Here is an 11,569-nt window from a genome sequence, read left to right as displayed (position 1 = left end):
GTGCCCTTGATGGTGTGGACGAGGCGGAAGATGTTATCCAGGATCTTGGCGTTGTTCGGCTCCTGCTCGAACTTCACAAGCTGATTGTCGACGGTGTCCAGGCTCTCGCTGGTCTCCGTCAAAAACTCCCGCAACAGATCATCCATGAAAACAGGCCTTCATAAGGGAGGGCGCACATGTGCGCCTTTCAGAATGGGGCCAGCTTCACCGCAAAGCGTTTAATATTGGTTGAGTAAGTGCAAAAGAACGGAACCAACAAAGAGATAAGGCGCTCCGAAGGTTTCGAAGCGCCCTATAAAGCTTTGATTAACGAGTGCCGTGCGGATGCCGTTTACGAAGCCGTAACTGTTATCGCCTCGCCCTCGGGCGCGAGCGTCACGGTGAGCCCGCAGGCCTGCGCCAGCAGGCGCGTATAATAAGGCTGGATCGCATGCGCGTCCGCGGCGGGTCCGCGCTCGCCGCTCAAGAGTTCGGCGATGTTCTGCGGCAGGCGCGCATTGTGTCCGGTAGCGGTGACGCGAAAGCTCATGGTCTCGCCGTCGCCGATCGGATCGACCTTCAGCATGCCGCCGCGCGGGATCGTATGCTGCGCGATCACGAGCATGTTGAGCAGCAGCTTGACGCGGTTCTTCGGCAACAAGAGCCGCGGCAGATTCCAGGTGATCGTGCACTTGCCGTCCTCGATGTGGCCGCGCGCCATGTTTTGCGCGTCACCGAGATCGATCTGCGCGCCGGACGATCCGGCCGCGCCGAAAGCGAGCCGGCAGAATTGCAGCCGGGCCGATGCCGTCTTGGCGCTCTTGCGGATCAGATCCAGCGCAAATTCACGATCTTCAGGCTTGGGATCGTCATCGAGCACCTCGAGGCCGTTGACGATGGCGCCGACAGGGCTGATGAGATCGTGACAGACCCGCGAGCATAGAAGCGCCGCGAGTTCGAGCATATCGGGAGCAGTAGCGGTACCGGGTGACGAGGTGCCAGACATCGATGGTTCCTGGAATTGCGCGGCCGAACGGCGGCGAATCACGCGTGCCCTAAAATTGGCCCGGGTTCTAACATTCGCACCCCCATTGCAGCTAGCGCTTGCGATAGGCTCGAAGCGGCCCTAAGGACGCGAATCAACTGGGGACGAAAGAGGTTGCCGATGAATGAGGCATGCAGGTGAAGGGGCGCATTGATGGGCCGACTGCCCTGGGCCTGATGGAGCCGTTGACTGCTCTGGTGCTGAAGGCAGGCGAAGCGATCCTTGCCGTCAATCGAGCCGCGATGCGGATCGACGGCAAACAGGACGGCTCGCCGGTCACCGAAGCGGATCTCGCCGCCGACCGCATCATCGGCGAGGGGCTTTTGCAGCTCGCGCCAGACACGCCGACCCTGTCGGAAGAGCGGGCCCAGCTTGCAACGCCGCCGTTTCAGGGCAGCTTCTTCCTGGTCGATCCGCTTGATGGCACCAAGGAGTTCGTCGCCGGCCGCGACGAGTTCACAGTCAATCTTGCCATCGTCACCGACGGCGTGCCGCTGCTCGGCATCGTCAGCGCGCCCGCGCTTGGCTTGCTCTGGCGCGGCATCGTCGGACACGGCGCGGAGCGCGTGACGTTTAATGGCGCTATCATCGCCGTTGCCGAGCCGATCCGGAGCCGAAAGCTGCCGAAGCCCGGCGAGCCCTGGGTTGCCGCGGTCAGCCGCTCGCATTGTGATGCCCGGAGCGAAGCCTTCATTGCCGGCCGGCCCGGTGCGGTCAGGAAAACGGCAGGGTCGGCCGTCAAGTTCGGGCGCATCGCCGAAGGCAGCGCCGACATCTATCCCCGCCTCGGCCCAACCTCGGAATGGGACGTCGGCGCCGGCTGCGCCGTGGTCACCGCCGCCGGCGGCAAGGTCACCGACGGCACGGGCGGCGAGATCCGGTTCGGCGAGAGGCGTGAAAGCTTCATCGTGCCGGAGTTCATCGCCTGGGGCGACCCGCAGGGTGCCTGCGACGTTACTGGCTGAGCTGATCCTGGAGCGCGGGCCAGCGCTTGCCGACTTCGTAGAGGAAACGCTCGGGATCGGCGGCAAAGGCGTCGCGACTGTCCTCCCGGCTGAACAGATAGAGCCGCTGGGCCGAGATCACAAAAAAGCGGGGATTGCCGGCGATGACGACGCCGCGGGCGATATCGGTGGGATCATAGCCGCCGAACTGCGGTCCATAGACCTCGGGATGGGCCAAAAACTCCGCCCGGTTGCCCTCGTTCCGAAACCGCCAGACCGCGCCCCACAGGCTTGCCTCGAACTCGGCCGTGCCGAGAGCGGCCCCACCGTCGACGAAATAGGCCACGGGGTCGAATCCCTCGATGGCCACCCCGGAAAAGCGGTTGACCACGATCCGCTCGGTGGTGGCGGCCTCGACGGCCGGACCGTAAAAAGCGAACCAAAGGCCGACCAAAACGGCGATCCAGGGGCCGATCAAGGCGATTCCGGGGCGCAGAGGGCTATCTTCCTGCCGTTGTGCCGTCATAGTTGCTGCGGATAACATCCGAGTCGAGGGGACATCGGCGCAACCCTAGCCCTCGCCTGTTGGCGTCAGGTTAAGGGTGCGACCGGATTCGATACCAGGGGTTCTTTTATGACTTTCGCATCACGCCTCGCCGCGGTCGCACTCGCCGCGCTGGTGGGTTGGATCGTGCCGGCCTCCGCACAGCAGCCTCCGCCGCCCAACCTGCCGCCGCCGCAGCGGACCCCGACGCCCAACACCTATGGGCCGGACGAGCTGGTGAACGCCGGGCACCGCTTCTTCGGCAACGTCTCGCGCGGGCTCGCCTCGATCATCGAGAAGGCGGTCAGCCAATGGGGCCTGCCGAACGGCTACATCCTGGGCGAGGAAGGTTCCGGCGCCTTCGTCGCAGGCCTGCGCTATGGCGAAGGCACGCTCTACACCAAGAACGCCGGCGACCTCAGGGTCTTCTGGCAAGGACCCTCGCTCGGCTTCGACTGGGGCGGCGACGGCGCCCGCACCATGACGTTGGTCTACAACCTGCCCGCCACCAACGCGATCTACCAGCGCTTCGCCGGCATCGACGGCTCCGCCTACATCATCGGCGGCTTTGGCATGACGGCGCTGACCGCCAACAACATCGTGCTGGTGCCGATCCGGTCCGGAATCGGCCTGCGACTCGGGGCCAATATCGGCTACCTGAAATACACCCCTCGCGCGACCTGGAACCCGTTCTAGAGAATTCGCCCGGGGGCCTTGGCGTCTGGCAGACAAAAAACATCGAAAACAACCCCATGCAAAGTAGCGGGTGACCACCGGCGCGATGCGTTGCGCGTCTTACGGAACCATTTGACACGTCGGGCAAATCAGCAGCATGACTTCAGCATCGCGGCGCGCGGGATGGATGGAGCCGTTGCGAGCTTTTTCGGTTAGCGATTCACGTTAACGACGGGCCGGGGCTGGCTTTTTGCCGGCCCGCCATGGCATGGTCTTTGGTAAATTTTTCCTTGTCTCTGGGAGTTCTGGCTCATGGTCGAACCGATCATGTACCTTGCGATCGGTTTCCTGCTTTCGATGCTGTGCGGGCTCGCGATCGTGCCGCTCGTGCATAACCGCGCGGTGCGCCTGACCACGCGCCGACTCGAGGCGGCAACGCCGCTGTCGATGGCCGAGATCCAGGCCGACAAGGACCAGCTCCGCGCCGAATTCGCAATGTCCGCGCGACGGCTGGAGATGAGCGTCGATCAGCTCAAGAACAAGACCACGAGCCAGCTTGCCGAGCTCGGCAAGAAGAGCGATGCCATCAACCGCATGAAGATCGAGCTTGGCGAGAAGAACGCCACGATCTTCGCGCTGGAGGCGCGCGAGAAGGCGGTGAAGGAGCAGCTCCGCGCCACCGAGGAGGAGTTCAACACCAAGACAGAGGCGCTGCGCACCGCCGAGCAGGCGCTAACCGACAAGCAGGGCGAACTCGCCAAGATCAACCATGAGCTCTCCGACCGTTCGATGATGGCGGAAAGCCGCCAGGTCGAGCTGGTCACGGTGCGTACGCAGATCGAGCAACTGAAAAATCGGGTCGGCGACGCCGAGAAGGAATTCGCCTCGACACAGGCGCGGCTGGCGCAGGAGCGCTCGGAGTCCGAAACCGCTTCGCGCGAGCTACAGGACGCGCGCGGGCGCGTCGAGAATCTGAGCCAGCGCGTCACCGACCTCGACCGCCAGCTGATCGTGCAGGTCAAGGAGGCCGAGATGCTGTCCGGCCGCGTGACCGATCTCGAGGGCCGGCTCGCAACGCAAGGCAAGCTGCTCGCCGAGCGCGACTATGAGAACAACCAGCTCCGCCAGGGCCAGGAGACGGCCGAGCGCACCATCAAGGAGCTGCGCACCGAGATCGCCGGGCTGAGCGCCGGGAACAAGTCGCCGGCGCTGGAGGCGCTGCGCAGCGAGAAGGCTGCGCTCGAGGAGCAGCTCAAGGCCGCGCGCGACGAGCGCGGCAAGCTGCAGCGCGACATTAACGCGATCCAGCAGCAGGCCGAGAGCTCCTGGGCGACCGAGCGCATGGAGAACGCGCTGCTGCGCGAGCGCATCAACGATATCGCCGCCGAGGTGGCCAAGCTCGCGATGCAGCTCGAAGGCCCGAACTCGCCGATCGAGGCGCTGCTCGCGGCCGAAGCAGGCCAGGCCTCGAAGCCTGCCCCTCGTCCGGCCAATGGCGCTACCGCGAACGGCGCGGCCGCGACCAGCCTGCCCGAGGGCGGCGGCACGCTCGCCGAGCGCATCCGCGCGCTTCAGGCCCACGCCTCCCGCGCCCGCCAGCAGGGGGCGTGAAACCGCCGGAATTCCAACCTTCGCAGCGGATTTGCGAGGTTTACGGACAGTTTTCCGACGCGACGGCGCCTGAAAACTTGACACCTTTGGCCCGCACTTCTAAATCGCGGGCTCTGACGTGCCGGTCGGCCAACCGCCTGGCCGGCACAATGGTCCCGGGCGCATAGCTCAGCGGGAGAGCGTTCCCTTCACACGGGAGAGGTCCAAGGTTCGATCCCTTGTGCGCCCACCAAAAACGCAACAAAATCAACAATTTACCTTGCCGTCTCCCATCATCTGTGCCCCGGAAATCTCAGGGTACAGCCGGGGCACAGACGTCCGCTGATGGCTGATTTGATCGCCCGCTTTCTGCCATCGGCCCCGCGCGAACGAATGCGACCGGTGCAGTTGCTATTGAACCCGGTCGACTCGAAATCGCTTCCTCGCCAAAGGCTGCGGGCCGCGCCAGCGACCGAGGGCCTCGCCGATCGCCGAAAAGGCCCCCTCTTCGTCTCGGAGCCGGCGGACTAGAGCAGGACGTGCGCTGGGTACCGCCCTTTTGTACCAACGCCAAAGGTTGCTAGGCAGGCAACAAACCCGCCACACGACTTCAACACGTCTCCCGAGACGAGGAGGTGCCCGCCTCCCAGACTCCAAGCCAACCGGCGGTACCCCTACGCCGTTGAGGTCAGTCGCTTGGCCTGATCAGCCGCGGCGCGTCGCGCCGCGATTGCCATCCAGTCGCGCAGCAGTCCCCTGTCCTCCTTCGAAAATGAGGCTCGCCGCTTAAAGTCTTCAAGCGTCTCACCGGGATGGCATCGCTCGAAGTCTTCACGGATCAACGATTGAGGTAGTTCCGTTCTTCCTCACTGGCTGGGAGCTGATTGTAGTGAGCGCTAGTCGGCATGGTGGCCGTCCTAATTTGCCTACAGCGTGTCGCATAAGCATCGTTAGATGGAGCTTTGCCATCACACCAGCTATCGTTTCTTTCGCTTGTCCTCGAACCACTCCACCTTCCGGACAGTGTAAGCCTTCGCGCCACCCGGGGCTTCGACGAGTACCGTCGTGCCTTTGGTCTTGCCGATCAGAGCCCTAGCGATCGGTGAAGTCACTGAAATCCGGCCCTCCTTCGCTTCGGCCTCGGGCTCACCGACGATCTGCCAGATCCGCTTCTCACCGGTGTCGTCATCAATCAGCGTCACTGTGGCGCCAAACTTTATCGTATCGCCGGAAAGCTTCGATACGTCGACGATTTCGGCGCGCGCGAGCTTGTCTTCCAAGTCGGCGATTCGAGCCTCATTAAGTTTTTGCTCCGCGAGCGCAGCCTGGTATTCCGAGTTTTCAATCAGGTTGGCCTCGTCGGAAATCGACTGCTGGATTCTCTGAACAAGGCAAGGTCTCGCGACTCGAATGCGGTGCCTCAACTCCTCTTCGAGGGCAACATGACCTGCAGCGGTTACAGGAAATCTTGTCATTGGATTTTTGCACCGACTAGTTCGGGAGACACCTGAATGCGGGATCGACCAACGTTCTCCCAAATGCGCTAACCATTGCCGCCGCTTCATGGTCTCCGCGATCTTCGAGGACGCGACTGAGCATTTGTACTCTTTCTCGAAAGGCGGCCAACAGAGATGGATCGCGTTCGCACAAGACACCGGCCACACAAAGAGCAAGCGCTTCCGTGCCCATCTTGACCTGAGCTAACGAGCCTGCAGTCATACCTAATTCCTCCTGGCGTGGTGGTTTATAGTTTCCCCGAACTGCTTCAGAGCTTCAACGCTAAAGGGAACGTAGAGGCTAACAGCAATTCAAAAGTTCGCCGCTGTTCAAGCAGCCGTTTGTCAATGATTGCTCGCTCAGCATCGGACAGATCGGCCTGAAGCAGCCTGCGACCACGCCAAATGTCGTTTCGCACTGATCTGATCTCGCTGGGGCTTTCATCGATCGCAGACATCTCCGATCAACTCGGTTCGAGTTGGCCCTTGACGACTAATTAAGCCTGCAACTCTTCGGCTAGCCGTCGCTGTATGAAGTTGCGTTCAATATCGGTCAGCTGTGTGTTGAGAAGCTTGCGATATCGCCTCACATTCGCCTCGCGCGTCCACCGCGGATGACCGTGCGGGCGTGAAGGTTGAGTCGATCGATACGGTATCGTGGCGGCCCGCCCTCCGATGGAAGGCTGCGGCTTGTCGAAACAGCCGCAATCGAGGCTATTCAAACGAGACACCCGCATGGCCATCCCACCACGAGGCGGCGGATCATTCTCGTCGTCCAATTGCTTGAGTGCCGCGAGGATGTCGTCCAAACGCAGTCTGTGTGGGATAGCGGGGATTTCACGAAGCGCTGGGTGGGATTCGACGACGTACATATCCGACGCCCAGGACGAGAGGATCACTCGCTTCTCGTCTGTCGAAAGTTCGGCATCGTTCAATACGCTGTCCGGGGAATCGTAGTGGAATACGGGATGGAAGGAATCAGCACACTTGGCAATACGATCAGCCTCGCTCATTTCTTGTCTCCATTTGCTCCTTTCGTCGAGAGACGAGTTGCTATGGGTTTGGGGCGGCGGCGAGACGCCGCCGCCTTCGGCGTCAGTTAGTGTTGATAGCTATGCGTTTGACGTTGCGATTTGACTGCTCTGACTTCGGGATCGTCACAGTCAGGACGCCATTCTTGAAATCTGCTTGGGCCTTGTCTTCTTCAATGTCCTCCAGCGGTATCTGACGTTGGAACGATCCGTAATACCGCTCGCTGACGAATTTCGATTCGTCGCTTCGCTCGACCTTCTTCTCGCCGCGGATAGAAAGAACGCCGTTGGCGATTTCAACCTGAACGTCCTTTTCGCTGAGACCCGGCAGTTCAGCGGAAACAGTCATAACCTTATCGGTTTCGCTGAGTTCGAGCCGGGGCCAGCCGAACTGGCCTTCCGTCAGCGGATTGGCCGATCGTCCGAACGAACCGACTCCGCGAAAGACGTCGTCGAACAGCCGGTTCATCTCGCGATGAAGCGTGAAGAACGGATCGAAAGCCTCCTGTCCGGTCGAGAGCTGCTGGCCTTTCGTCCGTGGAATAAGGTCACGAACACCCATGGTATCCTCCTTGACATGAAGCCTATTGATGCGTGGGCGGATGCTGCCCGCGCGTGACACGATCAGGCAAGACGCGGCTCAGGCCGCCTTCTGCATGATTTGCCTGGCTGAAGCGCCACCGTCGATTGCAATGCGCCGGGGCTTCAGGGCTTCGGGGATTTCGCGGACGAGCTCGACCCGCAGCAGACCGTTGTCGAACGTCGCGGTCTTCACCTGCACGTAATCGGCAAGGTTGAACTGCCGCTTGAACGGTCGGGCCGAGATACCCTGGTAGAGGTACTCGTGCTGGTCCTTATCGCTCTTGCCACCTTCCACCGTGAGCACGTTCTGCTCGGCGGTCACGGCGATCTCATCCGGGCTGAAACCAGCCAGCGCCAAGGATATCTGGTAGCGATCTTCGCCCAGCCGCTCGATGTTGTAGGGCGGGTAGTTATCCTCCATTCTGTGCTGGGTTTCGTCGAGGAGATCGAAAAGGCGATCGAAGCCAATGGTCGAACGCCACAGGGGAGCAAAATCGTAAGTCCTCATAGCCAAGTCCTCCTAAGAGCAAGATGGATACGAAGGCGCGCAAGACATCAGTTCAGGACCCTGTCTGGCGCCCTGTTCAGTCCGCCGGTCCCAAAAGCTGGCGCCCGGCACCGCCCGCAAGCGGCAAAAAACGAATTAGAAAAACCGGGGTCCATTTCAAGAGCTCCGCAAAAATTTTTTTGCGGAATCTGCGCGGTTAATTTTAGGTTTCGGCTCAAGAAGCAAGGCCCCGGCGGCCGTGCTTTGGCCTCGCTGACGACGCGCATTAGCTGCGGTGGTCTCCTGTCATTCGACCTGCAACATTGCCCCCTAAGCCGGGGGATCGGCATCCAAAATTGACTACCTTAGGTTGAGCGCTACTTTTTGACACGCGGGACGGCGCTTCCGAAGTTGAACGCCAGTTTCGGTGAATTCATTCCGGCGTTGCTGAGCTCATTCATCACGACGAACAACGTTTGCCGCCTTCAAGATCGGCTAGCGTGTTGCGGTGCATTTTGCAGCCCTGCGCTAGATAAGCTTGTGACCACCCAAGCAATGCACGGGCCGCTTTTCGGCTTGACTATCGTCGAACAATCCCGTTCTAGCTCACTCGCGGCGATCCTTCTCGACTTTGTTCGCAGTCGCGAGTTTGTCACGGACATAGTCCGTCAAGCCACCGACCTCTTTCTCCATAGCTTTTTGGGAAATGCCTTGCTCCTTCGCCCCTTCGATAAGACGACCGACTAATTCGCTCACGTCCTGCGAAGAGCCGGGAGTTCCGTACTGCTCAGCGGCGTGAATGCTGTTCTCGACCCAAAAATCAATGTACTCGCGCGCCTTCGTTTGCATTTACCGTCCCCTGCTGAAGCAGAGTTAGCCGCACAACAGCGGCCCGGCAAATGGATTCCTAGTTCCTTAGCGAGGAGCGCGTCATTGCGCGCCACGATTTTAGGATCGGTCCCAGAAATCAGTGTGAAGCAATTCACGTCGGCTCAAAAAAGCCGCCCCGATCCCGGCCGTGACCGCAATTATTGGTTTCGATCAGAGCGCGAGAAGACGCTTCTTGCTCAATGTCTGCTCGAAATCACATAGGTAAGGACGTAGGTGTAGCGGCGATGATCGCACCAACCCTGTATGCCTTCGCCTGCCTCTTCCGCCGATCGGCCTTATTCCCGTGATTCAACGCGCGCTTGAATGCGATGCGGGCAAAACATTGTCGGGCCGCCCTTCTCAGCAACAAGCATCAGCGCTTCAATCGCTACCAACCATTCCGGCGCGTCGTGTTCGCGCTTAGGTAACTGCGTGCCGTTGGGCAATGCTATCGGATCGTCAAACGGACGCTTCCAGCCGCTCACGGCTCGTCGTTCTTATCTCGCGCCTAGCTTCGGTTCTAGTTCGCAGATTTGCTCTACCATCCGCTCCACGATCTGTTCGCAATCGGACGGCGCCAGCGAATGTACGCCGCGTGCCAGTAGCTCAGCTTCGATAATCCTTGCCATAACGGCTTTGATATTCATTCGAAAAAGCTCATGAAAAATGACGTTTGAGCATACAACGACCGGTACTCCGTAGAACTACTGAGCCGGAGGGATGGAGGCTATTCGCTTACAAGGAACGCACCGATAGACCACAACAGCCTCACGATTACCGACCGGCGGCAGTTTGCCAACGCGAGTCATCTCGCGCTCGCACTTCTCGCAGATTGGTCGTTGCTCGCCGCTTCGCATAGCTGAGCGCTACCCGATCTGCCGAGCCCAAGCACTTGGGATATTTACGGGGCTGACTAACAAACGTAGTCGGGCCAATCGAGCGGTTCGACCGATCCTAGTCGAACGCTACCCCCATGCGATTTTCTTTCGGCCAGACACGTGGCAGGACAACTCCAAGCCGTCCTCCGGCACGACCAAAATGAACTTGTCTGGGACGTGAACGACGCCGACGTGCAGTTGGGCGAGAAAATCGCATGCAAGAAGCAATTCCGCGCGCTCGTGAGTGATGAGCTAAGCGTTACGCCACTCGATGCCGACGTGGTTACCTCATCGCTTGATAACAACGCGCCCGATGAGGCTGAGCAGGAATTGCCAAAGAATGTGAAGCCCGTTGCTGCGAAGGTCCAACTGCTCGCGAGACAGGACGGGACAATGAAGGGTGGATGGGAAGACAAGTTGAAGAATGATGAACAGCTTCGAATTGCGTCGATTCACGATCGTGACGCGACCGGAAGGACAAGGATTCGTTGTTCGGCGGTTCGCGAGAGCAGGAGCTGTTCACATCGCAGGATCGTCTACCTGCGCGATATCGAAAGGCTCGTACTCAGTGGTATGTTATCGGCGGGGAGGTCTTTCCGCAGGCCCACCATAATAGTGGGTCATGCGTGGGGTAGCGGGGGGCGATTCACGCGTTTCCCCTCCCCTTCAAAAACTCTTCATCGTCATCCGGAGGGAAAACGAAAAGCCGCCTGAGGGCGCAACCCTATCTTCGGTCACGAAGAAAACCCCTACTCCTTATTGTCCGTTTACCAAGCAACGCCTCTTGAGGCTTGCCGATCAATATGAAGTCAAGGCAGGGAGCCCATCACGCGCTTCAGGCTCGATAGCGCGACCCATTCCGTTTCCGCCGACGTAGCCACGTCGTAAGGCCTGACCGGCTATTCACGACTGACGGGCGACGCTCAAGACGCGCATCGAACCCGACACAATCTCACTCATGGGAAAGTTACACCCTGATAGTCTCAGCTGAAGAAAACGGCAGTTGAAGCGACGAATGTGGCCAGAGCGGGAGAGCGCCTTTTGTTGATGAGCGCAAGAGGCCTGCCGGGAACGCAGCACGTTCGTCCGCGACCGGATAAGCACATTCCCCGCGCAGGCTGATATCAATCACCTTGCCATCGAAACCGTCTTGCCTGGTGGCTCGCATCGTTGAGTTCGGCGAGTGGTCCGATCACGCGAGCGCCGAGCGACCGAAACGCTTTGGCGAGGTCATTGCCCAGAAATTACTCGTCCTCGATGATCAGAACGCGGCAATCATTCAGGTTGGCTCGCTTTGATGGGTCTTTTGTTCCACCTCTCAATGCGGGTATTCACCTATTTTCCCATGCCAAGCGCGACTGTCCGGTCGAACTGCGTATTCCAGGGATGGTGATCAGTGATTCCAGACGATGGTGATCACGGATTCCAGTGATCGTGATCAGGTTCGG

Annotated in this window: 14 protein-coding genes, 1 tRNA gene and 1 pseudogene; 6 read left to right on the top strand and 10 right to left on the bottom strand. The window is 60.1% G+C overall.

What is annotated here, in order from left to right:
- Both SO180_RS40940 and chpT read right to left on the bottom strand, forming a co-directional pair.
- On the bottom strand, positions 1-146 hold a 146-nt coding region (locus SO180_RS40940; RefSeq protein ID WP_232577507.1), incomplete at its 3' end, for an Hpt domain-containing protein.
- Positions 147-331: 185 nt separating this feature from the next.
- Positions 332-985, bottom strand: coding sequence for a histidine phosphotransferase ChpT (gene chpT, locus SO180_RS40935; protein WP_449384452.1), 654 nt, complete (start codon positions 983-985; stop codon positions 332-334).
- Positions 986-1,155: 170 nt separating this feature from the next.
- Here chpT and SO180_RS40930 point away from each other — a divergent pair, with 170 nt between their 5' ends.
- Complete coding sequence (locus SO180_RS40930) at positions 1,156-1,989, top strand: 3'(2'),5'-bisphosphate nucleotidase CysQ family protein (RefSeq protein ID WP_449384451.1); 834 nt, start codon at positions 1,156-1,158, stop codon at positions 1,987-1,989.
- On the opposite strand, the gene SO180_RS40925 is transcribed toward SO180_RS40930, so the two are convergent.
- Positions 1,979-2,464: a YHS domain-containing (seleno)protein gene (locus SO180_RS40925; protein WP_449384453.1), complete on the bottom strand. Its 486-nt coding sequence runs from the start codon at positions 2,462-2,464 to the stop codon at positions 1,979-1,981. The genes SO180_RS40930 and SO180_RS40925 overlap by 11 nt on opposite strands.
- Positions 2,465-2,602: 138 nt before the next feature.
- Between SO180_RS40925 and SO180_RS40920 the strand changes: the two genes are divergently transcribed.
- From SO180_RS40920 to SO180_RS40910, 3 genes are all read left to right on the top strand, one after another.
- A complete protein-coding gene (locus tag SO180_RS40920; protein ID WP_449384450.1) occupies positions 2,603-3,208 on the top strand; it encodes a DUF1134 domain-containing protein in 606 nt (201 codons plus the stop codon).
- Between the two features lie 291 nt (positions 3,209-3,499).
- A complete protein-coding gene (locus SO180_RS40915) occupies positions 3,500-4,798 on the top strand; it encodes a coiled-coil domain-containing protein (RefSeq protein ID WP_449384449.1) in 1,299 nt (432 codons plus the stop codon).
- A 157-nt stretch (positions 4,799-4,955) separates the two neighbouring features.
- Positions 4,956-5,030, top strand: a tRNA-Val gene (locus SO180_RS40910).
- Between the two features lie 724 nt (positions 5,031-5,754).
- Here SO180_RS40910 and greA read toward each other — a convergent pair.
- From greA to SO180_RS40875, 7 genes and pseudogenes are all read right to left on the bottom strand, one after another.
- A complete protein-coding gene (gene greA, locus SO180_RS40905) occupies positions 5,755-6,252 on the bottom strand; it encodes a transcription elongation factor GreA (protein WP_449384448.1) in 498 nt (165 codons plus the stop codon).
- A gap of 518 nt (positions 6,253-6,770) precedes the next feature.
- Positions 6,771-7,286 (bottom strand): hypothetical protein, encoded by a 516-nt coding sequence (locus SO180_RS40900; RefSeq protein WP_449384447.1) that lies wholly within the window; start codon positions 7,284-7,286, stop codon positions 6,771-6,773.
- An 82-nt stretch (positions 7,287-7,368) separates the two neighbouring features.
- A complete protein-coding gene (locus SO180_RS40895) occupies positions 7,369-7,866 on the bottom strand; it encodes an Hsp20/alpha crystallin family protein (RefSeq protein WP_449384446.1) in 498 nt (165 codons plus the stop codon).
- Between the two features lie 78 nt (positions 7,867-7,944).
- Positions 7,945-8,394: an Hsp20 family protein gene (locus SO180_RS40890; protein ID WP_449384445.1), complete on the bottom strand. Its 450-nt coding sequence runs from the start codon at positions 8,392-8,394 to the stop codon at positions 7,945-7,947.
- 439 nt (positions 8,395-8,833) lie between these two features.
- Positions 8,834-8,932 (bottom strand): annotated as a pseudogene (locus SO180_RS40885) (helix-turn-helix domain-containing protein); the annotation flags it as partial.
- 47 nt (positions 8,933-8,979) lie between these two features.
- Entirely contained in the window at positions 8,980-9,222 is a 243-nt protein-coding gene (locus tag SO180_RS40880; RefSeq protein ID WP_449384444.1) for a hypothetical protein, read from the bottom strand.
- Between the two features lie 317 nt (positions 9,223-9,539).
- Positions 9,540-9,728, bottom strand: coding sequence for a hypothetical protein (locus SO180_RS40875; protein ID WP_449384443.1), 189 nt, complete (start codon positions 9,726-9,728; stop codon positions 9,540-9,542).
- A gap of 570 nt (positions 9,729-10,298) precedes the next feature.
- On the opposite strand from SO180_RS40875, the gene SO180_RS40870 reads away from it, so the two are divergent.
- Together SO180_RS40870 and SO180_RS40865 are read left to right on the top strand one after the other, a co-directional pair.
- Entirely contained in the window at positions 10,299-10,835 is a 537-nt protein-coding gene (locus SO180_RS40870) for a hypothetical protein (protein WP_449384442.1), read from the top strand.
- 443 nt (positions 10,836-11,278) lie between these two features.
- Complete coding sequence (locus SO180_RS40865; RefSeq protein ID WP_449384441.1) at positions 11,279-11,419, top strand: hypothetical protein; 141 nt, start codon at positions 11,279-11,281, stop codon at positions 11,417-11,419.
- Positions 11,420-11,569: the final 150 nt, after the last annotated feature.

This window comes from Bradyrhizobium sp. UFLA05-112, from assembly GCF_053572325.1.
The sequence above is the reverse complement of the archived record's forward strand: the minus strand, read 5'-3'. Positions and strand labels throughout refer to the sequence as shown.

Excerpts from the sequence above, each read along its gene's own strand:
- greA (WP_449384448.1), bottom strand. The coding sequence starts at position 6,252 with ATGACAAGATTTCCTGTAACCGCTGCAGGTCATGTTGCCCTCGAAGAG.
- SO180_RS40920 (WP_449384450.1), top strand. The coding sequence starts at position 2,603 with ATGACTTTCGCATCACGCCTCGCCGCGGTCGCACTCGCCGCGCTGGTG.
- SO180_RS40930 (WP_449384451.1), top strand. The coding sequence starts at position 1,156 with ATGCAGGTGAAGGGGCGCATTGATGGGCCGACTGCCCTGGGCCTGATG.
- SO180_RS40895 (WP_449384446.1), bottom strand. The coding sequence starts at position 7,866 with ATGGGTGTTCGTGACCTTATTCCACGGACGAAAGGCCAGCAGCTCTCG.
- SO180_RS40890 (WP_449384445.1), bottom strand. The coding sequence starts at position 8,394 with ATGAGGACTTACGATTTTGCTCCCCTGTGGCGTTCGACCATTGGCTTC.
- SO180_RS40915 (WP_449384449.1), top strand. The coding sequence starts at position 3,500 with ATGGTCGAACCGATCATGTACCTTGCGATCGGTTTCCTGCTTTCGATG.
- SO180_RS40880 (WP_449384444.1), bottom strand. The coding sequence starts at position 9,222 with ATGCAAACGAAGGCGCGCGAGTACATTGATTTTTGGGTCGAGAACAGC.
- chpT (WP_449384452.1), bottom strand. The coding sequence starts at position 985 with ATGTCTGGCACCTCGTCACCCGGTACCGCTACTGCTCCCGATATGCTC.
- SO180_RS40900 (WP_449384447.1), bottom strand. The coding sequence starts at position 7,286 with ATGAGCGAGGCTGATCGTATTGCCAAGTGTGCTGATTCCTTCCATCCC.